Source organism: Sinomonas mesophila, from assembly GCF_001999765.1.
GTDB classification, from domain to species: Bacteria; Actinomycetota; Actinomycetes; order Actinomycetales; family Micrococcaceae; genus Sinomonas; species Sinomonas mesophila.
In genome coordinates this window covers 222348-247808 of the sequence record NZ_MTIC01000008.1, presented here as the reverse complement: position 1 = coordinate 247808, position 25461 = coordinate 222348, and the positions used below count along the sequence as shown (strand labels likewise).

General features: G+C 66.8%; 30 protein-coding genes, 2 pseudogenes and 1 riboswitch. Of the genes and pseudogenes, 21 read left to right on the top strand and 11 right to left on the bottom strand.

Annotated features, from left to right (window positions below; translation table 11 throughout):
- Positions 1 to 417: 417 nt before the first annotated feature.
- A complete protein-coding gene (locus BV907_RS14455) occupies positions 418 to 1317 on the top strand; it encodes a ribonuclease Z (protein ID WP_077490432.1) in 900 nt (299 codons plus the stop codon).
- 79 nt (positions 1318 to 1396) lie between these two features.
- Here BV907_RS14455 and BV907_RS14450 read toward each other — a convergent pair whose 3' ends face one another.
- Positions 1397 to 1831 carry a carboxypeptidase-like regulatory domain-containing protein gene (locus BV907_RS14450; RefSeq protein ID WP_077490431.1) on the bottom strand — a complete coding sequence of 145 codons (435 nt, stop codon included), beginning with the start codon at positions 1829 to 1831 and terminating at the stop codon, positions 1397 to 1399.
- A 121-nt stretch (positions 1832 to 1952) separates the two neighbouring features.
- Here BV907_RS14450 and BV907_RS14445 point away from each other — a divergent pair, with 121 nt between their 5' ends.
- The 3 genes from BV907_RS14445 to BV907_RS14435 are packed head-to-tail and all read left to right on the top strand — an operon-like array spanning position 1953 to position 3659.
- Complete coding sequence (locus BV907_RS14445; RefSeq protein ID WP_077490430.1) at positions 1953 to 2462, top strand: methyltransferase family protein; 510 nt, start codon at positions 1953 to 1955, stop codon at positions 2460 to 2462.
- A gap of 31 nt (positions 2463 to 2493) precedes the next feature.
- Positions 2494 to 2898, top strand: coding sequence for a hypothetical protein (locus BV907_RS14440; RefSeq protein WP_139346795.1), 405 nt, complete (start codon positions 2494 to 2496; stop codon positions 2896 to 2898).
- An 11-nt stretch (positions 2899 to 2909) separates the two neighbouring features.
- Positions 2910 to 3659 (top strand): hypothetical protein, encoded by a 750-nt coding sequence (locus BV907_RS14435; protein WP_139346794.1) that lies wholly within the window; start codon positions 2910 to 2912, stop codon positions 3657 to 3659.
- Positions 3660 to 3823: 164 nt separating this feature from the next.
- On the opposite strand, the gene BV907_RS18935 is transcribed toward BV907_RS14435, so the two are convergent.
- Positions 3824 to 4087: a hypothetical protein gene (locus tag BV907_RS18935; protein WP_175637476.1), complete on the bottom strand. Its 264-nt coding sequence runs from the start codon at positions 4085 to 4087 to the stop codon at positions 3824 to 3826.
- 253 nt (positions 4088 to 4340) lie between these two features.
- Positions 4341 to 4553 carry a hypothetical protein gene (locus BV907_RS18930; RefSeq protein WP_175637475.1) on the bottom strand — a complete coding sequence of 71 codons (213 nt, stop codon included), beginning with the start codon at positions 4551 to 4553 and terminating at the stop codon, positions 4341 to 4343.
- 403 nt (positions 4554 to 4956) lie between these two features.
- Between BV907_RS18930 and BV907_RS14420 the strand changes: the two genes are divergently transcribed.
- The 5 genes from BV907_RS14420 to BV907_RS19695 all read left to right on the top strand — a co-directional run bounded on the left by BV907_RS14420 (position 4957) and on the right by BV907_RS19695 (position 9101).
- On the top strand, positions 4957 to 5541 hold the full coding sequence (locus BV907_RS14420) for a dihydrofolate reductase family protein (protein ID WP_077490426.1): 585 nt from the start codon (positions 4957 to 4959) through the stop codon (positions 5539 to 5541).
- Positions 5542 to 5993: 452 nt separating this feature from the next.
- A riboswitch (cyclic di-AMP (ydaO/yuaA leader) is annotated at positions 5994 to 6149 on the top strand.
- A 1-nt stretch (position 6150) separates the two neighbouring features.
- On the top strand, positions 6151 to 6903 hold the full coding sequence (locus BV907_RS14415; RefSeq protein WP_077490425.1) for a M23 family metallopeptidase: 753 nt from the start codon (positions 6151 to 6153) through the stop codon (positions 6901 to 6903).
- Between the two features lie 171 nt (positions 6904 to 7074).
- Positions 7075 to 7524, top strand: a complete 450-nt coding sequence (locus tag BV907_RS14410; RefSeq protein WP_077490424.1) for a DUF5655 domain-containing protein — start codon at positions 7075 to 7077, stop codon at positions 7522 to 7524.
- A complete protein-coding gene (locus tag BV907_RS14405) occupies positions 7476 to 8492 on the top strand; it encodes a cation:dicarboxylate symporter family transporter (RefSeq protein WP_077490423.1) in 1017 nt (338 codons plus the stop codon). The genes BV907_RS14410 and BV907_RS14405 overlap by 49 nt, the downstream gene beginning before the upstream one ends.
- Positions 8493 to 8528: 36 nt before the next feature.
- Positions 8529 to 9101, top strand: a complete 573-nt coding sequence (locus tag BV907_RS19695) for a lyase family protein (protein ID WP_217697940.1) — start codon at positions 8529 to 8531, stop codon at positions 9099 to 9101.
- Here BV907_RS19695 and BV907_RS19690 read toward each other — a convergent pair.
- Positions 8991 to 9287 (bottom strand): DUF898 family protein, encoded by a 297-nt coding sequence (locus tag BV907_RS19690; RefSeq protein WP_342745560.1) that lies wholly within the window; start codon positions 9285 to 9287, stop codon positions 8991 to 8993. The genes BV907_RS19695 and BV907_RS19690 overlap by 111 nt on opposite strands.
- Before the next feature lie 295 nt (positions 9288 to 9582).
- Here BV907_RS19690 and BV907_RS14395 point away from each other — a divergent pair, with 295 nt between their 5' ends.
- The 5 genes from BV907_RS14395 to BV907_RS14375 are packed head-to-tail and all read left to right on the top strand — an operon-like array spanning position 9583 to position 13231.
- Positions 9583 to 11223: an AAA family ATPase gene (locus tag BV907_RS14395; protein WP_245827992.1), complete on the top strand. Its 1641-nt coding sequence runs from the start codon at positions 9583 to 9585 to the stop codon at positions 11221 to 11223.
- Between the two features lies 1 nt (position 11224).
- Positions 11225 to 11650, top strand: a complete 426-nt coding sequence (locus tag BV907_RS14390; RefSeq protein ID WP_077490422.1) for a hypothetical protein — start codon at positions 11225 to 11227, stop codon at positions 11648 to 11650.
- Positions 11647 to 11868: a DUF2997 domain-containing protein gene (locus BV907_RS19820; protein ID WP_077490421.1), complete on the top strand. Its 222-nt coding sequence runs from the start codon at positions 11647 to 11649 to the stop codon at positions 11866 to 11868. Before BV907_RS14390 ends, BV907_RS19820 begins: the two co-directional genes overlap by 4 nt.
- Positions 11865 to 12605 (top strand): ComEA family DNA-binding protein, encoded by a 741-nt coding sequence (locus BV907_RS14380; RefSeq protein ID WP_077490420.1) that lies wholly within the window; start codon positions 11865 to 11867, stop codon positions 12603 to 12605. Before BV907_RS19820 ends, BV907_RS14380 begins: the two co-directional genes overlap by 4 nt.
- Before the next feature lie 20 nt (positions 12606 to 12625).
- Entirely contained in the window at positions 12626 to 13231 is a 606-nt protein-coding gene (locus BV907_RS14375) for a 4Fe-4S single cluster domain-containing protein (protein ID WP_342745558.1), read from the top strand.
- A gap of 128 nt (positions 13232 to 13359) precedes the next feature.
- Here the strand turns inward: BV907_RS14375 and BV907_RS18485 are convergent, their stop codons facing one another.
- Together BV907_RS18485 and BV907_RS18480 are read right to left on the bottom strand one after the other, a co-directional pair.
- Entirely contained in the window at positions 13360 to 13533 is a 174-nt protein-coding gene (locus BV907_RS18485) for a hypothetical protein (protein WP_217697939.1), read from the bottom strand.
- A gap of 272 nt (positions 13534 to 13805) precedes the next feature.
- Entirely contained in the window at positions 13806 to 14366 is a 561-nt protein-coding gene (locus tag BV907_RS18480) for a DUF4352 domain-containing protein (RefSeq protein WP_139346791.1), read from the bottom strand.
- 732 nt (positions 14367 to 15098) lie between these two features.
- On the opposite strand from BV907_RS18480, the pseudogene BV907_RS19815 reads away from it, so the two are divergent.
- Positions 15099 to 15587: pseudogene (locus BV907_RS19815) on the top strand (lyase family protein); the annotation flags it as partial.
- A 76-nt stretch (positions 15588 to 15663) separates the two neighbouring features.
- A complete protein-coding gene (locus BV907_RS19165; protein WP_217697945.1) occupies positions 15664 to 16173 on the top strand; it encodes a lyase family protein in 510 nt (169 codons plus the stop codon).
- Between the two features lie 133 nt (positions 16174 to 16306).
- Here the strand turns inward: BV907_RS19165 and BV907_RS14365 are convergent, their stop codons facing one another.
- The 4 genes from BV907_RS14365 to BV907_RS14355 are packed head-to-tail and all read right to left on the bottom strand — an operon-like array spanning position 16307 to position 18991.
- The gene (locus BV907_RS14365) at positions 16307 to 16576 is read right to left on the bottom strand and encodes a type II toxin-antitoxin system RelE family toxin (protein WP_077490418.1); all 270 of its coding nucleotides are present in this window, start codon (positions 16574 to 16576) and stop codon (positions 16307 to 16309) included.
- Positions 16573 to 16851, bottom strand: coding sequence for a type II toxin-antitoxin system Phd/YefM family antitoxin (locus BV907_RS14360; RefSeq protein WP_217697938.1), 279 nt, complete (start codon positions 16849 to 16851; stop codon positions 16573 to 16575). Before BV907_RS14360 ends, BV907_RS14365 begins: the two co-directional genes overlap by 4 nt.
- Positions 16829 to 17086, bottom strand: coding sequence for a hypothetical protein (locus BV907_RS18475; RefSeq protein ID WP_139346790.1), 258 nt, complete (start codon positions 17084 to 17086; stop codon positions 16829 to 16831). Before BV907_RS18475 ends, BV907_RS14360 begins: the two co-directional genes overlap by 23 nt.
- A 48-nt stretch (positions 17087 to 17134) precedes the next feature.
- Positions 17135 to 18991: a hypothetical protein gene (locus BV907_RS14355; RefSeq protein ID WP_139346789.1), complete on the bottom strand. Its 1857-nt coding sequence runs from the start codon at positions 18989 to 18991 to the stop codon at positions 17135 to 17137.
- Between the two features lie 216 nt (positions 18992 to 19207).
- On the opposite strand from BV907_RS14355, the gene BV907_RS19375 reads away from it, so the two are divergent.
- From BV907_RS19375 to BV907_RS14345, 3 genes are all read left to right on the top strand, one after another.
- Complete coding sequence (locus tag BV907_RS19375; protein WP_245827990.1) at positions 19208 to 19897, top strand: amidohydrolase family protein; 690 nt, start codon at positions 19208 to 19210, stop codon at positions 19895 to 19897.
- Positions 19807 to 20730, top strand: a complete 924-nt coding sequence (locus tag BV907_RS19370) for an amidohydrolase (RefSeq protein WP_245828000.1) — start codon at positions 19807 to 19809, stop codon at positions 20728 to 20730. Before BV907_RS19375 ends, BV907_RS19370 begins: the two co-directional genes overlap by 91 nt.
- Before the next feature lie 200 nt (positions 20731 to 20930).
- The gene (locus BV907_RS14345; protein ID WP_175637474.1) at positions 20931 to 21944 is read left to right on the top strand and encodes a BstXI family restriction endonuclease; all 1014 of its coding nucleotides are present in this window, start codon (positions 20931 to 20933) and stop codon (positions 21942 to 21944) included.
- Here BV907_RS14345 and BV907_RS14340 read toward each other — a convergent pair.
- The gene (locus BV907_RS14340) at positions 21918 to 23024 is read right to left on the bottom strand and encodes a DNA-methyltransferase (RefSeq protein WP_077490414.1); all 1107 of its coding nucleotides are present in this window, start codon (positions 23022 to 23024) and stop codon (positions 21918 to 21920) included. The two genes, BV907_RS14345 and BV907_RS14340, sit on opposite strands and share 27 nt — an antisense overlap.
- Before the next feature lie 284 nt (positions 23025 to 23308).
- Between BV907_RS14340 and BV907_RS18470 the strand changes: the two genes are divergently transcribed.
- Both BV907_RS18470 and BV907_RS14330 read left to right on the top strand, forming a co-directional pair.
- Positions 23309 to 23524, top strand: a complete 216-nt coding sequence (locus tag BV907_RS18470) for a hypothetical protein (protein ID WP_139346787.1) — start codon at positions 23309 to 23311, stop codon at positions 23522 to 23524.
- A 282-nt stretch (positions 23525 to 23806) separates the two neighbouring features.
- Positions 23807 to 25139 (top strand): annotated as a pseudogene (locus BV907_RS14330) (ISL3 family transposase).
- The last annotated feature ends 322 nt before the right edge of the window (positions 25140 to 25461 follow it).

Here is a 25461-nt window from a genome sequence, read left to right as displayed (position 1 = left end):
AGCCAATGTCCTTTCGGTGGGTGTCGGCGCGGGCGTCGGGGACGGCTCATCTCGGCGGAGCCCCCGGCGCCGCACCCGTCAGGGCCATGACCAGGCCGAGGGCCCAGACTGCCCTTCTCATGGCGCGGCCACGGCCACGCGGGCCTTGTCCTGCGGTACGAAAGGCTTGTTGCGCCGGAGCGACTTGTTTCTGCTCATGGTGGGTGCTCCCCCTGCACTCCTTTGCCGGGAGATGTACCCCCGCATGTGACCGATATCCCGCAGATGCCTCAACGGCATTTCTTTGGGTGCACATACTCTCTCAAGCGAGCAGGACTCCCTGCGATGGCTTCTTCTACTGGATTTCGGCCACCCTGTACTCGTTTTTCGGCCGGGTGGGCACGCCCCGGAGCGAGCCTCGCCGTCATACTGGGCGGCATGCGCGAATTAGTCGTCCTCGGCACGGCCTCGCAGGTCCCGACGCGGGACCGCAACCAGAACGGCTACCTGCTGCTGTGGGACGGGGAGGGCCTGCTGTTCGACCCGGGGGAGGGGACCCAGCGGCAGATGATCCACGCCGGGGTCTCGGCCACGCAGATCACGCGCATCTGCCTCACGCACGTGCACGGCGACCACTGCTACGGGCTGCCCGGGGTGCTCTCGCGCCTGGCCCTGGACCGGGTCGAGCATCCGGTCCACCTGCACTACCCGGCGGCGGGGCACGACGTCGTGCAGGCGCTCGTCTCGGTGTCCTCACGGGGCTTCGACCTGCAGCTCCACCCGCACGGGGCCCCCGGGACCGTCGCCCGGGGCCTCGAGGTCCGCCCGCTGAGCCACCGGATCGAGGCCTACGGCTACCGCCTCACGGAACGCGACGGCCGCACGATCCTGCCCGAGCGGCTCGCGGCGGCGGGCATCAAGGGCCCGGACATCGGGCGGCTGCAGCGGACCGGCGAGCTCCGCGGCGTCCGGCTCGAGGACGTCAGCGTCCCCCGGCCCGGGCAGCGGTTCGCCTTCGTCATGGACACTGAGCCCTGCCTTGGTGCCGAGGAGCTGGCCGACGGCGCGGACCTCCTCGTCGCCGAGTCCACCTTCAGCGACGACGACGGCGAGCTGGCGGCGCAGTACCGGCACCTCACCGCCGGGCAGGCCGGGGCGCTGGCCGCGTCGGGGGGTGTGAGAACGCTGGTCCTCACGCATTTCTCGTCGCGGTACACCGACGTCCAGCCGCTCGTGGAGCAGGCACAGCGGCAGGCGGCAGGCGCCGTCGTGCTCGCCGCGCGGGACTTCGACCGGTTCGCGCTGCCTCGGCGGCGGGGGTGGGCTCTGACCGAATGAGGCGGGGGCTCTCCGGACGGGCTTGTCCTCCTGGAAGTCCCGGATCAGATGCCGTGTGATCCGGGACAATCTCGAGAATTCAGCGGATGCCGGTGTCGCAGGAGACGTCCGCGCGGGCGGCGGAGCCCCGCTCCACGGTGACCGGCGTGTCCGGGCAGTGCGGCCATCCCGAGGCGGCGCCGACCACCAGCACGTAGCTGCCCGGCGGGAGGTCGAGGGCATAGCGGCCGGAGGAATCGCTGCGGGTCGACGCGACGGCGCCGCCGCGTGGGACGTGGGCCTCCACCCTGGCCGAGACCGGCTGCGGAGGGCAGGGCTGGTCCGATCGCTCGACCGGGCAGGTCGGACCAGCGGTGACATAGCCGTAGGCGCCGGTGCCTGACGGCGGCGCGAGAGGCGGGGCCGACGTCGTGCCCGTGGCGATGGGGCCCGGCGGCGGGCCTGGTAGGCCGCAGGACGCCAGCAGCAGGCAGGCCGCGGCCGCTGCGGCAGCCGCTCCCGCTTTCCGTCCCATGGCATCCCATGGTTCCGCGGACACGCCGTCCGTGTCGAGGACGCACCTGGTGTCTGCTCGCGCACTCCCGAAGCGCTACGCTCCCTCGCGTGGTCGGAGGAAGAGGGCTAGTCTGACGCGCATGGCCCGGGCAGCCTCGTCCGCACGCGCGTGGATCGGGACGGTCGTCTTCCTCCTCCTCGCGCCCGGCGTCGTCGCGGGTCTCATCCCGTGGCTCATCTCCGGCTGGCGTTGGCACGACTGGGGCGGCGCGGTCTGGGTCGTCGTGCCGGTCGCCTGGATCGCGATCGCCATCGGGGTGGCCTTCCTGCTGCATGCTTTTGTGCTGTTCGCCCTGCACCGCGGCACACCCGCTCCGATCGCTCCGACCGAGACGCTCGTCGTGACGGGGGTCTACCGATTCGTGCGCAATCCGATGTACCTCGCGGTGATCGCGATCATCCTGGGCCAGGCGCTGCTGTTCGGCAGCTGGTGGCTCGTGCTCTACGCCGTCATCGCCCTCGCCGCGGTCGTCGCGTTCGTGAAGGGCTACGAGGAGCCAACCCTCACCAGTACGTACGGCAAGCAGTACCTCGACTACCGGCGCAACGTCCCGGGATGGTGGCCGCGGCTCACGCCATGGCGGGCGTGACTGCGGCGACCGGGCTGATCAGGAGGTCACCGTGGCTTCTACCCCCGCCTTCGCCTCTGACCGCGCGCGACGCGGATTGGCGGCCCTCATGATCCTTGAGGCGGCCACCCTCGCGGTCGTCTCGACCGTCCATCTGTTGGGCCTGACGGGCGAAGGCAAGCCGCCTTACAGCCCCACCGCCGCTGGCATCGCCGAGGCGATCATCGGCGTCGTGCTCGTCGCGGGGGCCGTCGCCCTCGTCCGCAGTCCGGGCCGCGGGCGTCTCGCGGCCCAGGTTGCCACCGGGTTCGCCGTCGTCGGCTTCCTCGTCGGTCTGACGTTCACACTCCTCGGAGGCGGGCCGGCGGACATCGCCTACCACTTCGCGGTGCTTCCGGTGCTCATCCTCACGTTCGTGCTGCTGTCGATCAGGACCAAGCCCCGGGCCGGTCGGTAGCACGGCGAACCTTGTTCGCCGGCATCAACGGGAAGACACTCGATCCAAAGGCGAAAGGGGAGATTGTGGTGAGCACTCTCTCGAGATCCAAACGGCTCCGCAAGGCGATCTGCGGATCGTGCCTGATCGCCGCGCCCGCGCTGTTGCTCGTCGGTGGCCTTCTGCATCCGGAGGAGACCGCGGATGCGGCGCGCCAATACGAGATCATCTCCAGCAACGCGGACCGGTGGGAACTCGCGCACTGGTTCATCGCCGCATCGATGCTGCTGATGGTCGGTGCCGTGCTCGGCCTGGCCCACCAGTTGCACGAGCGGCGGCCGGCCGAAGGGATCCTCGGCGGAGCCGTCGCCCTGGTCGGAGTCCTGGCCCTGTTCGCCGTCGCCGCGGCGGAGACAGTGGTCATTCCCGAGCTCGGACGCTCGAGCGAGGCCGATGCCGCAGCGCTGTACGAGCGCATCTTCGCGTTCGGCTCGACTCGTTGGACCGTGCTCCTGCTGGCGGTGCTCCTGCTGCCTGTCGGGCTGATCTCCATGAGCTACGGCCTGTACCGCGCGCGCGTGGCGCCGATGTGGGCGGCCGTCGCGCTCGGCCTGGGTGCGCTGGTGTTCGGCGTGGCCCTGCCGACCGGCTCGGCTGTGGTGTTCGCGATCGGGCTCGGGGCCATGGTTGTCGGGATGGCCCCGATCGGCTGGAAGGTGCTCGGCGAGACCGACGAGCAGTGGGAGCACCCACCGCGGCTGGGCGCCCGCCCCGCGACCTGAGCCGGGGCAGATCGACGACCGAACGCGCCTTGGTACAGACGCGGGGAGGGGACGTACACGCATCGTCACCTTCGTGCTTTTGTCGATCAGAACCAGGCCTCGCATCGGCCGGTAGCTGCCGGGCAAGATGGCCTCATGACCAAGCTGTCCATACCCCCTGCGCGTCACGCGTCCTCAGGCTCCGTGCTGTCCCTGTGGTCGCAGGACTCGTTGCTGTCGATCGGCTCGGTGGGGTCGGTGCTGTCCATCGGGTCCATCGGCTCGGCTCTGTCGATCGGGTCGATCGGTTCGGCCCTCTCGGTGTTCTCGATCGGATCGTGGTTGAGCACCGCGTCGCTGCTGTCCGCGCAGTCCCAGTGGTCGGTGATGTCCAGCCGCTCCTCCCGAGGGGTCCTGTCCGGCGGGACACGTGGCGGTGCCGGGGACAATGGCCGAGCTTCCCGACTTCGACGGGCGCTGAGGCAGGTGTGACGGGCGACGGCGACGCTCGCCCCCGAGGCGAGGTTCCCCATCGTCCGCACCGCTGGACTTCACTCGCCAGGCGCCGAGGGGCTCTCGCTCTCGGGCTGGCGGGAGGAAGTCGTGTCTCCAACGATGTCCCGGATCAGGCGCCACTTGATCCGGGACATCCCAGGAGGGAATCCAACGCTCCCGCCAGGAGATCCACCAGCTCCGTTCCGCCTACGCAGCGACGTTGGCCTTGACCCATGCGCCCAGCTCCTGAGCCAGCCGCTGGATCTCCGGCGCCGCGTAGTGGTCCGGGTCCCACGCAGCCCAGTCGTCGATCGTCACAGGGGACCCGCCCGCGAGCAGCGGGCTCCGCTCGAGCCCGAACTGCGGCGGCTCGGCCACGACGGCGAGCCCCCGCCCGGCCGCCGCGAGCGCCTGGGCCACCGTGCTCGAGGCGACCTGGCCCGCGTAGTGGAGCTCGACGTCGTGCGCGGCCGGTCGCCATCGCCCGCAGCTGGGTCGGGTAGGCGTTGGCGATGAGGTAGTTGAGGGCGAGCTGCTGGCCACCGATACCGAAGCCCGCCAGGCCGATGAGCGTGAACACGAGGCCCCATTGGGTGCCGGCGGCACCGAGGCCGAGTACGACGAGGATGCCGGCGGCGAACATGCCGAGCAGGAGCCTGCGCGGGTGATCACTCACTGAGCGCGCCGCGGACGACGAGCAGGACCGCCAGCCAGCGTGGGCAGGAAACCCGCCGTCGTGCGTGGTTCTAGGGATCGCGTGGCCTGTCCAGCTTCTTGACTCGGGGGCTATCGACGCGCTCATGGGGCGCGTACGGTCGGACGCATGGCGACCTATACCTTCGATGTCTTCAGCTCCCTCGACGGGTTCGGTTCCGCTACGGACGAGTGGACGGGTTACTGGGGCAAGCAGGGCCCCGAACTCCTCGAGCATCGTGCCGACCTCTTCGGCGAAGAACAGCTCATGGTGTTCGGTCCGGACACCTATCGCTTGTTCTCAGGCTTCTTCCTCTCCGGCGAGGAATTCGGCGATGTCTGGACCACCCGTATGAGCGCCATGCGCAAGGTCGTCGTCTCGCGGTCGATGGACCCGGACGAGCCCCTCCCCTGGCCGAACACCACGCTCGCGCCCGGTGACGCGGTCGACGTCGTCGCACGGCTCAAGGCGGAATCTGATATCCCGCTCCGTTCCCACGGCAGCCTGAGGATGAACCACGCACTCATGGCCGCCGGTCTGGTGGACCGCGTTCAGGTGACCATCTTCCCTGTCATCACGGGGATCACGGGCCGGGTGCCCGTCTTCGGCGGCGCCGCCGACTTCGACCTCAACCTGCTGGAAACGCGGACCCTCGACGGGCGCACGGTTCAGCTGACCTACGTCCCGCAGCTTCACTCCCCGCGGCCGCGGTAGGGGTGGCACAGGCGAACTGGTCGCGCGATCGGGCGTGGCACAGCCGATCGATCTGCTGGTGAGGCTGGCGCCGGACACGACTGTGTTCGCCCTCGCGGAACTCAAACCCCGGGCGGCTGCTGTGCCGGCGGCTGGCCCGTGGATGCCTCCGCGAACGACGGCGTGTTGCCGGCTTCCGCAGTCGACCCGACGGTTCCAGTGCCAGTTTCGGAGGGAGAACGGCTCTCCGCCCCTGGGTTTGCCCCGCACGCGGCCATCAGAGAGCTGTTCTGAGGGCGCGCGGGGCGCCGGACCCACGCCGGGTTCCCTCCGAGCGAAGCTATACCCCCAGAGGGTATTCGTCAAAACCTTGTCCGCTCGAAGGTCACGGATTTGTAACGACGGTTTTCGTCCGGGTAGGCTCGGCACCGCTACCCCGGTGGGGTATGCAGCCTCCCGTTCGCCGAGCCCTGCCAGCGGAAGCGCTTCATCCGTTCGTCGATGGCAGGGGCGGGGGAACCAGAGTGCGCACGGGGGCCCTGCGCTCGGGGTGAAGTGTGCCGTCAGAGATGGCGCGCCGGCAGCCTCTGCCGAACCCGACAGCTAACTTCGCAGGCGTGAGAGGCTCCCATGATCCGCAACCGCGCCCGCGGCCGCCGTCGCGCCGCTCCCGCCCGCCCGTTCTACTTGGCCGCCGCCGCGGCCCTGGCCAACCCCCGCACGCAGGCAGGTTCCCTGGCTCTGCTGACCGGCGTCGTCGCGCTTGGCGCGGTGCCGGCGGCCGTCGGGGCCGATGCCCCCGCCCGGACCGCCCAACTGCAGGCCTCCGCCTCCGGGGCGGCGCCGGCAGCCGCGGCACCAGTCACCGCCGAGCCGGCCGCCGAACTGTCCTTCCAGCGCCCGGGCGTGGCCAGCACCCCCGCTCCGCCGAAGGCCCCCGCGGCCGGATCCGTGGAGGGGCAGTCCGCTGCCGTTCAGTCTGCCCCGGCCCCGCGTTCGGCCCTGGCCGGCCCGCTTGCGTCCCTGAGAGTCTCCTCGCCCTTCGGCTACCGCTACAGCCCTTTCGGCGGCGCGGCCGAGATGCACACCGGGACCGACTTCGCCGCCTCCTGCTCCACCCGGGTGATGGCCGCTGGGGCGGGCACCGTGGTCGAGGCCGGTTGGCACCCCTACGGCGGCGGGAACAGCATCGTCGTGGACCACGGCAACGGGCTGCAGACCACGTACAACCACTTGGCCTCCATCGAGGTCTCCGTGGGGCAGGCCGTGGCCGCGGGCCAGCGGATCGCCGGCGTGGGCACGACCGGGGCCTCCACCGGCTGTCACCTCCACTTCGAAGTGCTCCTGGACGGGCAGACGGTCGACCCCATGGGCTTCATCTGAGCAGCTCGTCCCACAGGATTGGAGTTACGGGGGCGGCAGGACCGTCGTCGTCGCAGAAGTCCCAGCTTCACCTTCAGTGGAAGAGGATCGCGCGACCCGGCCCCTCGCGCCGCCGGAGCGATCCCCCGATCATGAATCCGTAGGACGTCTCTCTCGGGTGCGAAGCGAACCGTGGGGCCTGGGGACTCTGAGCTGGCAGGTCTGTGGATCTGCCCTCGCTGCGGCGCGCGGCTCGTCAGCCGGAATCTCTGGCACTCGTGCGGCCTCTACTCCCTCGAGCAGCTGCTCTCCCACTCCGATTCCCAGGTGCTGCGGCTCGGGCGGGCCTGCGTGGCGATGCTCGAGTCCCTGGGCGACGTGCAGGTGCTGCCCCAGAAGACGCGGCTCGTGTGCGTGGCCAGGGTCAGGTTCGCCGGGCTCCAGCCCCGGAAGCACGACCTCCTGCTCAGCTTCGCCCTCCGCCGCTGGCTCGACAGCCCGCGCATCGTGAAGACCGAGTCCTACGGCCCGCGGTGGTTCGCGCACTCCGTCCGAATCGGGTCGCTGGACGACGTCGACGAGGAACTCAGGGGATGGCTGCAGGAGTCCCACGACACCGTCGGCCTGCAGCGCGACAGCTAGCCGCTCCGGGTATTGCCGCCGCAGCCCGCACCTCCGGGCAGCTCCTGCAGGTCGTGATCCTCGCCGTCGTGTTCGGCGCCGGCCTCCTGACGCTCAAGCCCGCCGTCCTGACCACGATCAGCTCGGGCCTCGACACCGTCTCGGAGGCGTTCTTCGGCTTCGTCAACGTCGTCATGAGGCTCGCCCCGATCGGCGCGTTCGGCGCGATCGCCTACTCGGTGGGCACGAACGGCTCCGCGATGCTCGTCGCCCTGGCCGCGCTCGTGCTCGAGTACTGGCTCGTGATCGCGCTCTTCGTCACCGTCGTCATGGGCCGCGTCTGCCTCGTCGCCGGGTTCAACGTGTTCCGCCTGCTCAACATGGTCCGCGACGAGATGTCGATGGTGCTCGGCACCGCCTCGTCCGAGTCCGCCCTCCCGGGCCTCCTGCGCAAGCTGCCGGCCACGGGCGTCTCGCAGCAGGGCGTGGGCCTCGTGGTCCCGACCGGGTACGCGTTCAACCTCGACGGCACGAGCCTCTGCATGGCGATCTGCACCCTGTTCCTCGCCAACGCGTACGGGATCCACATGGGCTTCGCCGAGCAGGTCGGGCTCCTGCTCATCATGCTCCTGACCTCGAAGGGTGCCGCGACCGTCTCCGGCGGCACGTACGTCGTGTTCGCCTCGACCGTGGCCGCGACCGGCTACCTGCCCGTGGAGGGCGTGGCGATCCTGTTCGGCGTCTACCGCTTCATGTCCATGGCCACGGCCTTCTGCAACACGTTCGGCAACGTCGTCGCCACGCTCGTCGTCTCCCGCTGGACCCGGGAGATGGACGTCGCCCGCGTCCGCCGGGCCCTCGCGAAGCCCAGGGAGTTCCAGGCCGAGCTCGCCGCAGCCGAGGAGGCGGGGGAGGCCCGGGACGCGCACGACGGCGCGGCGCACGACGGCGCCCCGGTCGCCCAGGCGCCGCTCGCCGCCCGGCACTGACTTCCACCAACACCGACCCGAAGAGAAGGCACACCCATGAGCAGCACCGTCTACGACTCCCTCCTGTTCCGCGACATGTTCGGCACCCCTGAAATGCGCGAGGTCTTCAGCGACCGCGCCTACGTGGGCCGCGTCATCGACACCGAGACGGCCCTCGCGAGGGCGGAGGCCGCCGTCGGCCTCATCCCCGCGGACGCCGCCGCGCGCATCACCGCGGCCGCGAGCTTCGACGCGCTCGACCAGGAGCGGCTGCGGCGCGAGACCGACATCGTGGGCTACCCGATCCTGCCGATCGTCGAGCAGCTCGCCGAGCAGTGCGGGGACGACGGCGGGTACATCCACTGGGGGCGCGACCACCCAGGACATCATGGACACCGCCACGATGCTCCAGTGCCGGGCCGGCGTCGGGCTCCTGCGCGAGCAGCTCGACGGCGTCCGGCGCAGCTCGCGCTCATGGTCCAGTTCGGCGGCGCCGCCGGGACGCTCGCGTCCCTGCGTTCAGTTCGCGTAGACGGTGTTCTCGACCTTCCAGCGCGTGATGCGTGGCATCACCCAGAAGCTGTAGATCCCGAGCGTGACGATGATCAGGAGGAACCACTTGATCCATAGCCCGAAGAGGCCCATGGCCGTTCCCTTGAATTCAAGGCGCCGACCCTGCAAGAGCGTGTGCTTTGCCCGCCACCGCTCCAGAAGCACGAGTGCGAAGGGATAGCAGATTCCGGCCGTGCAGATAGTGACGAGCCAGCCCAGGAGCTGCGTTCCGAGGAAATCGGCGGCGCCGCCGTCGAACTCCATAAGCTTTCCCGCCGGAACCTGAGAAGGCCCGTTGTTTATGATGATCTGATGCGACATCAGAACTTCCCCCATATTCATGATCGTTGATTCGTCCTTAAGCAGCGGAGCTGACACTACATCACTACCGTCTGGTAGGAATCTGGATCGACGTGGCACCGGACACTTGGTTCTGGACATTGGGCGGCGTACCTGAGGACGCCTTGGGGAACACAGACTTGATTCCACGACGAATCTCGGCCGTTTGGCATAAGCTCCCCCTGTCGGCCCGTTAATCGGGGGAACTGTACGACCTAAGGTGGCATGGGAAGTGGCGTTGACAAGATTGAACTTCCAAGAGACGCTCATCGACCTTATTAGGGCACGACAGCCGGTGCTGTTGGTCGAGACCCATGAAGCGGACCGAGTCGTTTCGGCGGTTCACGCCATTGCCCAGGATCCTGAGCTGCGACGGCCGAGGAAAGTGGTCACCTACACTCTGACCAAGGGGCTCGTGGACGGAGCCAATGGGGGACGCCCCATGGCCCCCGATACTGCGCTCTCGGAAGCGGCCAAGGCTGTCGATCCTACGATCTTCGTTTTCTTCGACCTCCATCACTATCTCGGAGCCGGCGGCCGTCCCGCAGAACCAAGCGTGATTCGTGCCGTTCTGGACTCCGCACGTGAGTTTCGGATGGGCCGGGTGCCGCACACGTTGCTGATCGTGGCGCCAGGACTCACCCTCCCGGCGGACCTCGAGAAGGAGGTGAGTGTCGTCGACCTGCCACTCCCCGAGAAAGCAGAGATCGAGGCAGTCCTGAATGACATAGTCACCGCTAATGCTGCAAACATCGTCGTGGACCTGTCTCCTGAGGATAGGGAGCGGCTCCTCGAAGCAGCTCAAGGATTGACGATGGGCGAGGCGGAGAACGCATTCGCCCGAGCTATCGCCTCCGACCGACGCCTCGACGCGAACGATATCGCGCTGGTCCTCGACGAGAAGCGGCAAACCATCAAGAAGTCTGGCCTTCTAGAGTTCGTCGAGCGTTCAGGATCCATGGCCGACATCGGGGGGCTGGAGAATCTCAAGTCCTGGCTTGAGAAGAGGAACGGTTCCTGGCTACCTGCGGCCAGCGAATGGTCGATCCCTGCGCCAAAGGGAGTCCTCATCACGGGGGTGCCCGGTTGCGGGAAGAGCCTGACCGCAAAATGCATGTCTACGCTGTGGCGCTTGCCTCTGCTCCGAATGGACGTGGGCCGCGTCTTCTCCGGCCTTGTTGGTTCCAGCGAGCAGAACATGCGGAATGTCCTGAAACTCGCCGAGGCCGTGGCCCCATCGATCCTTTGGATCGACGAGATAGAGAAGGGATTCGGATCGGCGTCATCAGGGGATTCCGGTACAAGCCAGCGCGTCTTTGGCACCTTCCTCACATGGATGCAGGAGAAGACTAAGCCGGTCTTCGTGATCGCCACTGCCAACAAGATCGATGGGTTGCCTCCTGAATTCCTGCGCAAAGGAAGATTCGATGAAATTTTCTTCGTTGACCTGCCGACGCCAGCCGAGCTCACGTCCATCTGGCGTCTGCAGCTTGGGCAAAGGCTCACTGGAGCTTCGCGGGCAACCGGTCGTCTGGCCATCACCGAGGATCTTCTGGAGAGGCTTGCCGAAGCGAGTAATGGCTACTCGGGAGCCGAAGTCGCCGAGGCCGTTGTCAGCGCGTGCTTCGATGCCTTCTCGGAGCGGCGACCCGTCGAAGAGGATGACTTGTTCCGCAGCATCCGCAACACGACCCCACTGTCCAAGACCCAGGAAGAGCAGATCCGGGCAATCCGCGATTGGGCCAGCAACCGCGCCGTTGCCGCAACCTCCACCGAGGAATTCGGTAGTCTCGTGACCGTGGGGGCATCCGGTGGACAAGATGTCATTTCCTATCGTGGCGGACGGCAGATCGAGTACTGACATGAGCCTCGAAGTACTCCTCATCCCTCTCGGTATCGCGGCGATCGCCGCCCTGAAGGAATCGCGAAGCACTGATCTCTGCGAGAAGTGCAAGGCAACAAGGGTCCAGGACCAAGATTTGCTCCTGGAGGCACTTGAAGCACTAGGGGCCACCGACATTCAACAGTCGGAAGGCCGCGTCACCGCGTACAGCCGATATGGCAGACTGACTTTTGCGCGTGTGGGAGATGTCTTTCTCGGACGAGTCGACGGCGTAGAAGAGGCGACCCCGCAGATGCTCGGTGAGCTGGATGCTGCCGTCGGATCCATCCTCCAGTTCCGCACCGTCGAGTCAGTCCGGCAGCAAGCGGCAGCCATGGGGCTCACCCTCCTGACGCAGACGGCGCAGGACGGGACTGTCCAGCTCGTGTTCGAAGAGCGGCGATGACGAGGCGTATCACGGTCAATGTGGGTCCCGACGGCGTGATCACGGCCGGGGTCTCGGGGGCTCCCGGCCCCTCATGCCTTTCCTCCTACGAAACCATCAACCAGCTAGTCCCCGGGACTACCGTCGTTGACTCTCGCCTGACCGACGAATATCACGTACAGATGTCTGAGTCGGCCACAGTTCAAAACCAGATCGTTGACCACAAAAGGCTGCCATGACACCCGAAGAGAAGCTCTGCTCGCGCTGGTGGCGCATCAGGAACTCGGCGGGAGTCCTGTGGCCGATCCTCAGCCTCGGCCTCCTTGGATGTGTGGTGTTCCTCGTCCGAGGAATCAAGACCAAAACGACGTGGTGGTGGATTCTGGGCATCGGTTTCGCCGTCTTTGAAGTCGGGCTGTTCATTGCCTCGGGCTTGGTCGATACCGGTACCAAGGAAAACCCTTCTACTAGTCCGGAATCCCAGCTCTTCGGTGGCTTGCTGGTATTGAACTGGGCTGCAAGCACAATCATGGCCTTCGTAATTAACAGGAAGTGGCTTCTGTGGAAGGCGCACAACGACCAGACATGGTACGCGGCGGGTGGGCCTCAAGGCCGCCAAGGTGGCCAGCAAGCACCGCTGCCCACCTCGAGTGGCGGATTCCCGTCGATGGATTCTGACGTCAAAGCAGCGTTTGGTGACCTCTCACAACAACAATCAGCTGAGTCGATAACCCCGAATGCCCGACCGGTCGATATCAATCGAGCCTCGTCGGCGGACCTTCAGCGGCTGGGTTTGGACAGGGAGATCGCCGAAAGGCTAGTGCTCGTTCGTGATCAGCAGAACGGGTTCCCGAGTTTCGAGCAAATGGTGGCAGCGTCCGGCATTGCGCCCCATCGACTGCTCGCGATTCGCGGACAGCTGGCTTTCGGGCCGAAGGGCAGCCGGCCCGAGACGAGCCGCCGTCTGTTCGATTGACAGGTGGCGAATTGCTGCGTGTGGCCCGGATCCTTCACGCCACCACGGCGGAAGGGCCCGGGGTGCGAACCGCGGTGTGGTTTCAGGGCTGCAGCATTCGCTGCACAGGGTGCATCAATCCGCATCTGTTCTCGCCGCGGGGTGGATATATTGTCGATCCTGTCGAGGTCGTCAACGGGGCTCGCGAGCGGGACGTGGAGGGTCTCACGCTCCTCGGAGGTGAGCCCTTCGATCAGCCCGGAGCAGGAGCGGCCCTGGCTTTAGCCGCGCAGAGGGCAGGTCTGGGAGTAATAACGTTCTCTGGTTATGTCTACGAGGACTTGGAGGCTCGCATGGACGCCGCGGCCTTGCTGAGCGGCACTGACCTGCTCATCGACGGGCCCTATCGAGCGGACCAAGCTGAGATGGAGCGTGCGCTTGTTGGTTCGACGAACCAGCGGTTTGTCCACCTGTCGGATCGATATACGGACTACGATCCCGCTCAAGCCATCAATCGCGTTGAACTTCGCGTGGGGCCAGACGGGTCCGTTGAGGTAGCTGGATTCCTCGACCGCACAGGGCTTCAAGAACTCGCGGTCGGATTGGGTTCTCAGCGCGTATGGAAGCGGGGAAGTGGGTCAGGATGACGCGACTTGTCCCCGGGTTGGGACCTCGACTCGACCTGCTGCGTGCCTATGGCTCGAGGGGGTCGCTGACTCGCACATCACCGGCCCGCCCCTGAAACGAGGGACGGGCCGGACGGCGGTGCGCAGAGCTAGCGGATCGAGGCGAGGTCCTTCTTGCGGCCCTTGGATGCCAGAAGGATGGCCACGCCGCAGCCAGCGAGGACGGTGATCCAGCCGGCCCCGAGAACGATGCCGCTCGGAGGGGCAGCTATGACGGCGGCCGCGATCATCGGGGTGAAGCTGGCCCTCAGACGCACCGCCATCACGCTCATCAAGCGCACTCCCCGACGCTTCCGGAATGCTGAGAAGTACCGATCCCCTATCGTCTTCAGAAGTGCTGTCCAGGCTGGCGGCATAAACGCAATGACGGCAGCCAATTCACACGGAAAACTCCAGAACGGGTTTGCTCTGGGGCCTAGTTCCAGAACCTCTTCACCGACCATTTGTTGCCTCTGAACGCGCGAGTACAAGCCCCGCAGGGAGGTGCGTGACAATTCTCATCTTTCCGCACTCCCTGCTTGACAGAATGCTGCTGTTACATGAGCGAAGGGCGGAAAGCGACGATTGCAGGGTCCCCATCGTAGCCGCCCAGATCGGTTACATCCCAAAACGCGGCAGCAAGCACTTCGGAAGTCGCTGGCACCTCGAAGGCCCAGGTCATCTCTGCAGAGAAGCCTGGTTGCAAGCTGTCATTACAGACAGGGTTTCCTTGTATATTCCGCAAGTCGTCGATCGGGGTATACTCTTGTTCTTTTGTATTCACCACGATGATTTTAATTGGATATCCACAAGTGAGATCCATGCCCACTTTGCTGTTATTTGTTACGGTCGACTTCAGGACCACGAACTTCGCGCCGGTTTGGGGCGCCAAGGGTGTGAAGACGGCGCTCGGAGTGTCTGGTCGATAACGGGTTTGGTTCATCAGAACGTGCGGCTCAATCGTCGCCGAATTGATGGTGATTTCAGCGCCCTTGTGTGTCGCGGCTTTACCGACGAGGAAGAGATTCGTTGGTGTCGGTGAAGATTTGGGCGTGAAGCTCTGCGCCGGTTTGGAAACCGTGGCTAACGAAGATGGGCTGCTGCTGCTCGAGGACACATTTGTCCCCGGAGTGGAACATGCCGAAAGCAACGTAGCTGCGAAGACGATTGTCGCTAAGAATGTTTTTTTCAAGATTCCCCATAGGTGCGAGCGGCCCGAGGTGTTCCCGGGCCGAGAGCTGACATTAGCTGGATCCGGGTAAGTTGTCTAATAGCTACGGTACGTAGCATCGGCATCGAAGACTATGAGCTCTACTCGTCTGACTCATCATCATGGGGCCCACACGGAGTGTCCAACCGTGCCCAATTCACCTGGAGCATCGCAGACCTGCTTCGCGGCAGCGATAAGCCTCGATCGGTGGACCAATACTAAGCAGCGCTGGATGGGTCTAGGAGCCCAGACAGCACACACGGCGATAGAAGCTCCCGGAGTGGTGAAGTCGACGTCGGCCTGTGTGCGAGACCGAGCTTGGCCAGAGACGCGTTCGCCGAGGGCCAGCAAGCCCGGCCAGGAACGCGAGGCTCCGGGCGGACTGCGGGCGGCGGAGTGGGCCAGGACAAACGCCTCGCTGTTGATGATGACTTGGCAGGTCATGAGAAGAAAGTCCCCCCAATATGTTCCTTCAGCCGCACTTACGGCCTCTTGCACCTTGGACCTACACCGTTATGTCCGCGGCATTCCTTCCTGCCCAAACACTTTTTCAAGGGAAGTTGCTCTAGGCCAACACTTGCCTGTACTCGTTTCTTGGCCGCAGCCTCACGCTCTCGCCGCGACTCAGACATTTGACCCATGTGCCCAGCTCCTCCGTGCGGGTACTTCCACTGGGGCGCAACGACTCAGGACATCATGGACACCGCCACGATGCTCCAGTGCCGGGCCTGCGTCGGGCTCCCGCGCGCGCAGCTCGACGGCGTCCGCCGCGCCCTCGCGGCCCTGGCCGAGGCGCACCTGAAAACGCTCGCGGCCGGGCGCACGCACCTCCAGCACCGCCTGCCGGTGACGTTCGGGTTCCAGGCCGCGGTGTGGCTCTCGGCGCTGGACCGGCACGCCGAGCGGCTCGACCAGGCCGCCGGGGGCGCGCGCTCATGGTCCAGTTCGGCGGGGCCGCGGGGACGCTCGCGTCACTCGGCGACGGGCCTGCGGGTGCGGGCCGCGCTCGCGGCGGAGCTCGGGCTCCGCGACCCGGAGATCACGTGGCACGTGGTGTGGGCCGGGCTCGCCGAGCTCGTGTCGCTGTTCGCGGCGGTCGGGGCGTCGGTGGGGAAGATCGCCCTCGATGTCATGCTCATGTGCTCCTCGGAGTACGGCGAACTGGCCGGGCCGTTCGTCATGGGCCAGGGGGGCAAGCTCGACCATGCCGCAGAAGCGCAACCCGATCTCGTGCGAGCTCATGCTCGCCGCGGCGAAGCTGCTGCGGGACAAGTCCTCGACGATGCTCGACGCGATGGTCCAGGACTTCGAGCGCGCCAGGGGCCCGTGGCACCTCGAGTGGGCCACTGTGCCGGAGGCGTTCCTGCTGCTCTCGAGCTCGCTGCACCAGGCCGAGTTCATGCTCTCCGGCCTCGAAGTGGACGTGGACCGGATGCGCGCGAACACGAACCTCACCGGCGGGCTCATCGTCGCCGAGGCCGTCATGATGGCCGTCGCGCCCAGGCTCGGTCGGCAGCGCGCGCACACGGTCGTGTACGGGGCGTGCAAGGCGGCGATCGAGGCCGGCTCGACCCTCGAGGACGAGCTCCTGCGGCACGAGGACCTCGTCGGGCAGCTCGGCGCCGGACGCATCCACGAGCTGTGCGACCCCTCCGGCTACCTGGGGAGCGCGGGGGAGATGACCAAGCAGGTCCTCGCGGGGCGCACGCGGTAGGCCGGAGCGGGCCTCCTTCGGCGGCAGATACGCCGCTGGGCGGCATCGCGTACCCGATGCAGGCCGAGGGTTACCTGGGGAGTGAGCGGACGACGGCGGGTGCCCACCCGCCGTCGTCCGCCTCGCCGGGCTGCTATGCCCGGTATGCGTCCTTTCGGTGCGTCACCGCGACGACCTCAAGCTCCCGGCGTGAGTCGTCGAGCCGGTAGATGACGCGATAGGTGCCTCGCCGGGCGGAGTACAGGGGGAAGAGCGGCTCTGCGAGCTGCTTTCCGAGCCGGTGCGGGTTCTCGCTGGGCGCACCCGTGATGAGTTCGAAGGCGGCTGCGGCGACTGCTTCCGGGAGGCCTTCGGTGAGGGCGCGTTTCGCGGCCGGGGAGAAGCGGACCGTGTAGCGGCTCACAGGCGCCCGGCGGCCTTCATGGCCGCGCGGACGTCATCTTCATCGTGGCCCTTCCCGAGGCTGAGGTCGTGGATGGCTTCCCTCAGCTCCTGCATCGTTTCGGGCTCGGAGAGGATGGACACCGTCTCGATGAGCCCGTCGTAGTCGTCGGCGCCGAGCAGGACGGCCGCGCGTTCGCCGTTGCGCGTGATGTCGAAGCGCTCGTGAGTACGCTCGGCCCGCTCCACGATCTTCGAGAGATCGGCGCGGGCGCTAGCGACGGGGATGGTTGTCATGTACATAATTCTGGCGTTCTCTGGGCGGATCGATCCACACCGCCTCGACGACGTCATTCGCCGTGAGCTCGTGCACTGCCAGGGTCAGGCGGACGACGGCGGGTACGCGCCCGCCGTCGTCCGCCCGCCGCCGGAGGGCCGAGTCAGTGCCCCGCGGCGGCGCCCAGGCGTCCTCCACGACCGTGGGGAAGGGGTGTTCCGAAGCCTTGCCATATTCGGCGAGGACGATCGACATTGCACCCTCGACGCGACCAGGGCCACGTTGGGTGGTGCCGGGAGAGGTCTACCCCTCCTCGGTTCCGGCGAGGAGCGCCACGGCGAGGAGGAGCCCGCGGGCAACAGAGGCCCGCAGCCCGTCGGGGACCTGAAGGCCATCCGAGGAGCCGCCGGTGAAGAAGCCCGCACGTTCGAGGTTCCGCACTGTCCACACGGGCCCCTGGCCGAGCAGGGCTAGCTCTGGGACCTCGAGATCCTCGGGAGCCAGGGCGCGCATCAGCTGGACCATGGACTGCTTGACAATGAGCGCGCCGAAGGTGCCTTGGCTCATCGGGTGCGCCAAAGTCATGGCGACGAATGTCCCTGCGATCGTCTCGGCCAGTTCCAGCGGCGGAAGCGCCTCGGCGCTCCATTCGGCGGCTGCGGGACCGGGCCGGACGCTGGACGAGGTGGTCCGGATGACCTGCGCGGTCGAGAGCGCTTCCCACCACTGTGCGAGCAGGGGAACCTCGGCCATCGACAGGGCCTGGACGGGCGCATTCTCGTCGCGTTCATTGCCCACGCGTTTCGCGACTCCGACCGCCTGGATACCCAGCATCTTCGCGACCTTCTCGATGTCGGCACGACGCACACCGCCGGTCTGCGTGGCCGGCCTGCCGGTGCCGACCCATTCGAGCAGCTCCTTCACCGCCGCGATGAGCGGGGTCTGCGCGAGAGCGCCGCGGCGTGCATCCGGGTCGACCTTCTCCGCATCCTCCAGCATCGCACCCAGGGGTCCCGATCCGGCGCCGGAGTCGTCGAACGCGTCCTCGACAGCCTCGTGCGCCTCCTCCCATCCGCCCGGATCGTGGCCGGCGTCGAGGCGGAAGTGCACGTAGTCGTGGAGCATCTCGAGCGCCGCCTCGAGCGCCTCGGGGTTCTCGGGATCGTCGGCGTCCCAGAGGAGGTCGATCAGTGGTTCGACGTCCCGGGCACGGTTCAGATCCAGACGGTGGTCCCATGCGATGTCCGCCAGCGCCTGCATCACCTTCAGCTCGTCGTCAACCGAGGGGGCGGCGAGCGACGGCGCGCTTTCGAGCCACGCGCCGAAGCCTCGCAGCAGCGCGCGGTCGGCGGACCGCGCGCTGCGGGCCCTGGCCCGCCCCGAGTCAGTTCGGCGCCGCCCTCTCGCGTCGCCCGCTGCCTGTGGGCGCATGAAGCTGCTTCCCGGCCGATGGGGGGAGGCTGCTGACGGGAGAGCCGGCGCGGGAGGTCGGCCCGAGCCGGTGTCCACGAGCACCCGCCCCGCGAGGTCGCGCACCGACGCCTCCTCGCTCGTGGCGCGCGCGCTGAGGGACGCCGCGACGAGGAGCACGGATCCCTCGAACAGCGCCAGCCCGCCGTGCCGGTGAAGGCTAGCCAGCGACGCGAACGCGCGCCCCTTGCGGGCGAGGGCGAGGACATCCGTCGCCGCAGCGCGTGCTGCACGGTTCCACCGCGGCACGCGCGTGGCCGTGAGCGCTGCGCGCAGTTCCGAGTCGGTGTGCCAACTGTCGAGGAGTCCGAGGCTGACGCCGATGACATGCGAGATTGCCGGCGCATCGCCCGCCGGATCGCTTTCGACGCTTGCGAGCACGTCGGCGGCACGGGCTTCATCGCCCTCGGCGAATGACTCGGCGAACAGTCGCAGGACCGCGAGGGCACCGGCGCGCTGCGCGCCGACGGGCGTGAACAGCGTGAGGTTGTGACGCTCGGTCGCGCGGGCGAGCGCCTCGTTGACCTCGCTGAGGTCGACGTCGTCGTCCAGGTCGTGGAGGTCGATCCCTTCGGTGGCGAGCAGCGGCGCGAGCTCATCCATCATCCGGGCCGCCATGCCGGGGGTGTGGACGACGCCCATCTGGGCAAGTCGGGCAGTGAACTCGGGATCGTCGAAGGGCGATGTCACCCTGTCAAGGCTACGCGCTGCGGCGGACGGGCGCCTACCCGGCGTCAGCCTGCGGTGCAAGGAGAGGCGTTGCTCGCCTTGGGGAGCGTGGGCTCAGGCGTCTGGGGCCTCGCCCACGTCTGCCGCCGCACCGCCGCGGCGGACGACGGCGCCGCGCAGCCCGCCGTCGTCCGCTGACCGGCCGCGCGCATCACCCCCTACTCAGGAAGGAACACTGTGAAGATCGACGCCCTGTTCACCAACGGCCGGTTCTGGACCGGCGACGCCGGGCACCCCGAGGCGACGATCCTGGCCGTGCACCGCGGCCGCATCCTCGCGGTCGACGACATCGACGGCCTCGAGGCGCGCGAGGTCCACGACCTCGGTGGCGCCCGGGTCATCCCGGGCCTGCACGACGCCCACCACCACCTGTCCTTCACAGGCCACCGGCTCGCGATGGTCGACCTGCGCGGGGTGACGTCGGTCGAGACCGTCTACGCACGCCTCGCCGAGCGCGCCGCCCAGCTGCCGGCGGACGCCTGGGTGAAGGCCACCGGCTACGACCAGAACCTCCTGGGCGGGCAGCACCCGACCGCCGAGGCGGTCGACCGCGCCGTCGGCGGCCGGCCCGCGATCGTCGAGCACGTCTCGGCGCACATGCTCGTGGCGAACACGCGCGCCTTCGAGCTGGCCGGCTTCCCCGACCGACGGTTCCCGGATATCGACGGCGGGCGCGTGTTCCGCGACGCCGCCGGCCGCGCCGAGGGGCTCCTGCAGGAGCGCGCGCCATGGACCCGATCAGGGAGGTCTCCACCCACCTCACGATCGACGACGCGGTGGCGGCGATCGAGCTCGCCTCGGACCAGGCCGTCTCCTACGGCCTCACGAGCATCACCGAGCCCGGCGTCATCGCCTCCGGCACGATGACGCGCCGGTGGGCCGACGTGCACGCGTACCAGGTCGCCGTCGAGACCGGCCGGGTGCGGCCGCGGATGACCCTCATGCCGTTCCACACGGCGCTGCACGAGCTCGACGGCCCCGAGGGGTGGAAGACCTTCGACATGGGCGTCCGCACCGGGCTCGGCGACGACCGCCTCCGGCTCGGCCCGGTCAAGGTCATCTCCGACGGCTCGCTCATCGGCCGCTCCGCCGCCGTGCACGAGTGCTACTGCGGCGAGCCGGACAACCTCGGCGTCCTGCAGCTGTCCCCCGAGGAGCTGCGCGAGCAGATCGTCGCGTTCCATCGCGCCGGCTGGGCGGTGGCGACGCACGCGATCGGTGACCGGGCGATCGACCACGTCCTCGACTCCGTCGCCGAGGCGCCGCGGATCGCCCCTCGGAGGGTGCGGCACCGGATCGAGCACTTCGCGATCGCCACGGACGACCAGGTGCGCCGGTGCGCCGAGCTCGGCATCGTGCCCGTCCCGCAGGGGGTGTTCATCTCCGACTTCGGGGACGGGATCCTCGAGGCCATCGGCCCCGAGCGCTCCGCAGGCACGTACCGGATGCGCTCGCTGCTCGACGCCGGGATGACCGTGCCCGGCTCGACCGACTCGCCCGTGTCTGACGCCAACCCGTTCGTGAGCATCCACGACCTCGTCAACCGCCGGACCGCCTCGGGGCAGGAGTTCGCCCCGGCCGAGCGGGTGGGCGTCGCGGAGGCCGTGCGCGCCTACACGGACGGCTCGGCCTACGCCGTGGGCCGCGAGGGCGACGTCGGGACGCTCGCCGGGGCATGCTCGCGGACTTCGTGGTCCTGAGCGAGGACATCTTCGCAGTTGATCCTGCGGGATCCGGGAGGTCACAGCGGCCGCGACCGTGATCGGGGGAGAGGTGGTGCGGGCGGCAGCGCTTGTGTGAGGGGGCCCGTGATTCCGTCCGCACGCAGCAGGTGGACCCAGGCACAGCATGCATTACGGTTAAGAACGTGTCATTGAATGGGGGAGGACGACTGCCGTCATTGCCGGCTCTTGTCCAGGAGAAGCTTGCCAAGACTGGTTACACGCGCGGCGCAACGCACCGGGAGATCTATCAGAACCGCGTAACGCGGTGGAACCGCGTGGTCATCCCATGGGAGCAGTGGGCGTCGTGCAAGTCACCTGATGACGGCACCAGCACCTATCAGAATGGGTTTATCGTCCTGATCGAGCCTGACTGGTACTTCACGACGTCTGATGCCGATGGTGTCTTGGCGCTGGAAGGGTTAGCGCTCGGAACGAACGCGCTACTCCTGTATCGGCGGCGCTATCAGTGGAGGAGTTTCAGACCGAGCGGTGGACGCCTGGAGAATGGTCTTCCCTTTGCCCCCGCTTTTAGCCGGACGGCTCCCCTCGGCGGAACCTACATGGCCCGTATCCACGCGACCACGGCCGAGGGGGGCGAGGAAATCGTCCACGGCTACAACACGACGCGGATGCGTGGTGCGGGCATTAGGGTCTACGAGTACGCGTCACAGGCGACTGCTGAGGCCGCCAAGGTCCAACTCGAGTGTCTTATATGGGCCTGCGCCGACGTTGAGGACATGCCGGACGATCCCCGCATGAACAGGCCCTCGCGCATGCAGCGACAGGCTGCCCAAATGAAGCGGGCAAGGGAGATGGACCTCTGGGACGTCGACCGTTTGCACAATGCACGCCTGATCAATCAGGCTCGCCACACTGTCTGTCCGCTTTGTCTCGATGAGCTATCCGTAAGCGACTTCCTCAAGCGCGCAGATCAAGCAGCGGGGCGTGAGACGTATGACCTCACCCTCACCGAAGTGACTCTCTTTCACATCGATGAGCTTCGCGTTGGCAAGCTTCAGCACAAGCCGTACAACTTGGGCTGGGGACATGCTCACTGCAATACGGTTGTGAAGGATGCAGGCATTATGCCCACACTCAAGTGGATGAAGTCCGTCCTAGACCGCAACGGGGACTCTTGGGCACGCCTCGAAAAGGAGACAGCTTCAGTCGAAGAGGCTGTCAACCGGTAGCACCGGGCGCCTGACCCCCTTTTTCTTCGCTGGCCGCTGAACCTGATCGTCATCACCAAGACGCTCAGTCCGAGGTATCTCTCGCTGCATGCGCTCGATCCACTGGTCCTCAATTTCGATGCAGACGCTGCGCCTCCCTAGCTGTAGGGCCGCGACGGCGGTGGCTCCAGAGCCGGCGAAGCAGTCAAGAACGATGTCACCTGGATAGCTAGAGGCGCCGATGATGTGTCGGAGCATGTCGAGCGGCTTCTCGGCAGGGTGCTTCCCCTTGAACGGACGCACGCTGTAGAAGTTCCAGACGTCGGTGAACTCTATCCCGCCGTGAAGGTCCATGGGACGGACGATGTCTTCATAAGGGAGCATCTTCTCGACGGCACCGGTGGCCTCAATGGCTTCGCAGATCTTGGCGTATTGTTCCCGGCTAGGAATGTTGCGGCCAGCCTCCCAATTCGCGACCGCGCCGCCATGGTTGACTTTTCCATACGCGCCGATAGTTTCCGTCAGCGTATGCCCTGACATGCCAGCCTTTTTTCGGCACTCAAGCAAATACTGTCCTAGCGGAGAACGCCGGATCGCATTCATGTCGCCATAGGAACCCTGTTCGAAGACGAGAATGCGCTCTGAGTGCGGGTACCAGCGCCGCAGCGCCTCCTTGTTCATTTTGCCCTTCCACCCGTCATAGCCAGGTTCATTGGGTTTGGTCCACGTGATGTGGTTGATGGGTCGAAGATACTTAGACATCATGACCTCGAGCCGAGCCGACATCTGGGCGGAGCAGAAGAGGTAAATCGTGCCGTTCGGTTTCAAGATGCGCTTCCAATGCACGGCGTACGCCTCCATCCACTCGAGGAAGTGCTCATCCTCCTCGAACGCCTTGTCTCCGTAGATGTTGTCCTTCTTCGTGGAGTGGTACGGCGGGTCTGTCAGGATCAGCGACACAGACTCGTCTGGAACGTGGGCAAGTAGGTCCAACGAGTCGCCGCGGGCCACGATGGCATCAGAGGTCACGGCCTCCGCGGAAGGGAGCAGGGCGAGCTCGATCTTGCGGAAGTCTGCAGCGCGATGGACAGTGTAGGGCACGCCTCAATGCTACCGGCGCTGATCTCGGGCACTGTGCAGCCAACTCGGAGAGTCTTCAGGTCGGACGGCGACTGTCCTGCGCAATGTACTGTGGTGCAGTCCGCCATAGAACGACAACAGTCCTGAGTCGAATCGCCTCGCAGACGTGACCCTTGCCGGTCGAAGATCGAGTCCTTCCGGGCGGTTGTAAGGATCAAGCCACCGCCTGATCTACAGCATCTGGAGGGCGCCGTGGACTACAGGACCGAGATCATCGAGGCAATCGCAGACAGGGCCTCACGGAGGTGGCGGAAGAGCGGACCTTCCGCGGCCTGCTCAATGACTCGAATGAAGAGGTCAAGATCATCGTCGCCGATAGCGGCGAGAATGCACGGGACGGACGCTACACGGCCTCGGCGCAAGTCGTGACCGACCCGGGCCATGTGACGGCGAGTAATCCAGAGAAGTCGATCCGCATGGCCATTCTAAGCGTGCACTCGAATGAACTGAAGCTCCGTTAGCTCGCACGTATCCACCCTAAGGCAGCAGCGGCACGCTGCTTCTCGAAGACTCAATCTAGAAATGCCGGCCCTTGACTCGTTATGCGGTGGCCTGCAGTTGCGTGAGGAGGGAGCAGCGCTGCTGTGGCTCTACCTCCAGATCGGCATCAGGTCGGTATTGGAAGCACGTTTAGGGGCTCTTCACGGATGAGGGTGTAGTCGGGCCCGGCGCGTCGGGCGGGGTAGAGGTCGAGGTCTTCCGATGATGGGGGTTCCTACGCCGTCCATCCAGAAGACCTCGACTTGTCCAACGCTACTCCTGCTGTGGGCTTCGCCTGCCCTGACCTGTCCGCTTTCGCCCGCGTCGAGGAGCTCGGCCGCGAAGTCGTCGGCCAACGCCTCGAGCCGGACCGCGCGGTCCTGGCCTGCCGGGTCGTCGAACCGGACCAGTGGTGTCGCCGCTGCGGCTGCGAAGGCGTGCCGCGTGACACGGTGACACGGCCGCTGGCGCACGAGCCCCTCGGCTGGCGGCCGACCACCCTGCTCGTGACGGTCCGCCGCTACCGCTGCCCGGGGTGCGGGCACGTGTGGCGTCAGGACACCACCCGGGCGGCCGAGCCCCGGGCCAGGCTCTCCCGCCGCAGGCTGCGGTGGGCACTGGAGGGGATCGTCGTCCAGCACCTGACCATGGCCAGGGTCGCCGAAGGCCTCGGGGTCGCGTGGAACACCGCCAACGACGCCGTCCTGGCCGAGGGCAGGCGGGCCCTGATCGAGGACCCCGACCGGTTCGACGGGGTGAAGGCCATCGGCGTCGACGAGCATGTGTGGCGCCACACGAGGCGCGGTGAGAAGTACGTCACCGTGATCATCGACCTCACCGCAGTGCGCGAGGGAACCGGCCCGGCCCGGCTGCTGGACATGGTCGAAGGCCGCTCCAAGCAGGCCTTCAAGACCTGGCTCGCAGCCCGTCCCCAAGCCTGGCGCGACGGCGTCGACGTGGTCGCGATGGACGGCTTCACCGGCTTCAAGACGGCCACCGCCGAAGAGCTCCCCGACGCTGCCGCGGTGATGGACCCCTTCCACGTCGTCCGCCTCGCAGGCGACGCCCTCGATCGGTGCCGCCGACGGGTCCAGCACGCCCTCCACGGCCACCGCGGCCGCAAGGACGACCCCCTCTACCAGGCACGGGGGACGCTGCACACCGGCGCGGACCTGCTCACGGACAGGCAGCAGGACCGGCTGGCGGACCTGTTCGCCGCGGACATCCACGGCGAGGCCCACGTCGAGGTCGAAGCGACCTGGGGCATCTACCAGCGCCTGATCGCCGCCTACCGCGAACCCGACCGGTGCCGCGGACGCGAGCTGATGCAGGGCGTGATCGACTCCGTCGCCAGCGGCGTCCCGGCCGCGCTGGTCGAGATCATCAGCCTGGGACGGACGCTGAAGAAACGCGCCGCCGACGTGCTTGCCTACTTCGACCGACCCGGCACCAGCAACGGGCCCACCGAGGCCATCAATGGCCGGCTCGAGCACCTCCGCGGCTCAGCCTCTGGGCTTCCGCAACCTGACGAACTACATCGCCAGGTCCCTGCTCGAAACCGGCGGATTCAGACCCCGACTACACCCCGGATTGTGAAGAGCCCGTTTAGGCAAGTCTGCCAGGACGGACACTGACGGACCAGTTTTGGAGTATAGCCCGATATCTCCAGGGGACTGGGCCTCAGTGAGATGCCGTCGCGGGGCCGACCTTTCTCATGGCCGAAATCGATAAACTTGATATGCATCAGTTACTTCCTTGCTCGAGCTCGACATTGCCCTTCTGCCGAAGTTTCCGCCCGGAACCTCGGCGAGATCGGGGGCGCATTCAAGGTGTGGATTGGTATGAACGGGACAGTAGAGCCTGCGTGTTGTTGGTTTCAGGGCAGGGTCCATCACCCCTGCTTGGACGGCAGGACGAT

Bases quoted from the DNA above. Each gene is read 5' to 3' on its own strand.
- BV907_RS14380 (WP_077490420.1), top strand. From the start codon at position 11,865: ATGACACCCGAAGAGAAGCTCTGCTCGCGCTGGTGGCGCATCAGGAAC.
- BV907_RS14455 (WP_077490432.1), top strand. From the start codon at position 418: ATGCGCGAATTAGTCGTCCTCGGCACGGCCTCGCAGGTCCCGACGCGG.
- BV907_RS14415 (WP_077490425.1), top strand. From the start codon at position 6,151: ATGATCCGCAACCGCGCCCGCGGCCGCCGTCGCGCCGCTCCCGCCCGC.
- BV907_RS14450 (WP_077490431.1), bottom strand. From the start codon at position 1,831: ATGGGACGGAAAGCGGGAGCGGCTGCCGCAGCGGCCGCGGCCTGCCTG.
- BV907_RS18475 (WP_139346790.1), bottom strand. From the start codon at position 17,086: ATGTCGATCGTCCTCGCCGAATATGGCAAGGCTTCGGAACACCCCTTC.
- BV907_RS14420 (WP_077490426.1), top strand. From the start codon at position 4,957: ATGGCGACCTATACCTTCGATGTCTTCAGCTCCCTCGACGGGTTCGGT.
- BV907_RS19820 (WP_077490421.1), top strand. From the start codon at position 11,647: ATGACGAGGCGTATCACGGTCAATGTGGGTCCCGACGGCGTGATCACG.
- BV907_RS14360 (WP_217697938.1), bottom strand. From the start codon at position 16,851: ATGACAACCATCCCCGTCGCTAGCGCCCGCGCCGATCTCTCGAAGATC.
- BV907_RS19695 (WP_217697940.1), top strand. From the start codon at position 8,529: ATGAGCAGCACCGTCTACGACTCCCTCCTGTTCCGCGACATGTTCGGC.
- BV907_RS14390 (WP_077490422.1), top strand. From the start codon at position 11,225: ATGAGCCTCGAAGTACTCCTCATCCCTCTCGGTATCGCGGCGATCGCC.
- BV907_RS19690 (WP_342745560.1), bottom strand. From the start codon at position 9,287: ATGGAGTTCGACGGCGGCGCCGCCGATTTCCTCGGAACGCAGCTCCTG.
- BV907_RS18485 (WP_217697939.1), bottom strand. From the start codon at position 13,533: ATGGCGGTGCGTCTGAGGGCCAGCTTCACCCCGATGATCGCGGCCGCC.
- BV907_RS19165 (WP_217697945.1), top strand. From the start codon at position 15,664: ATGCCGCAGAAGCGCAACCCGATCTCGTGCGAGCTCATGCTCGCCGCG.
- BV907_RS14405 (WP_077490423.1), top strand. From the start codon at position 7,476: ATGGCTGCAGGAGTCCCACGACACCGTCGGCCTGCAGCGCGACAGCTA.
- BV907_RS14445 (WP_077490430.1), top strand. From the start codon at position 1,953: ATGGCCCGGGCAGCCTCGTCCGCACGCGCGTGGATCGGGACGGTCGTC.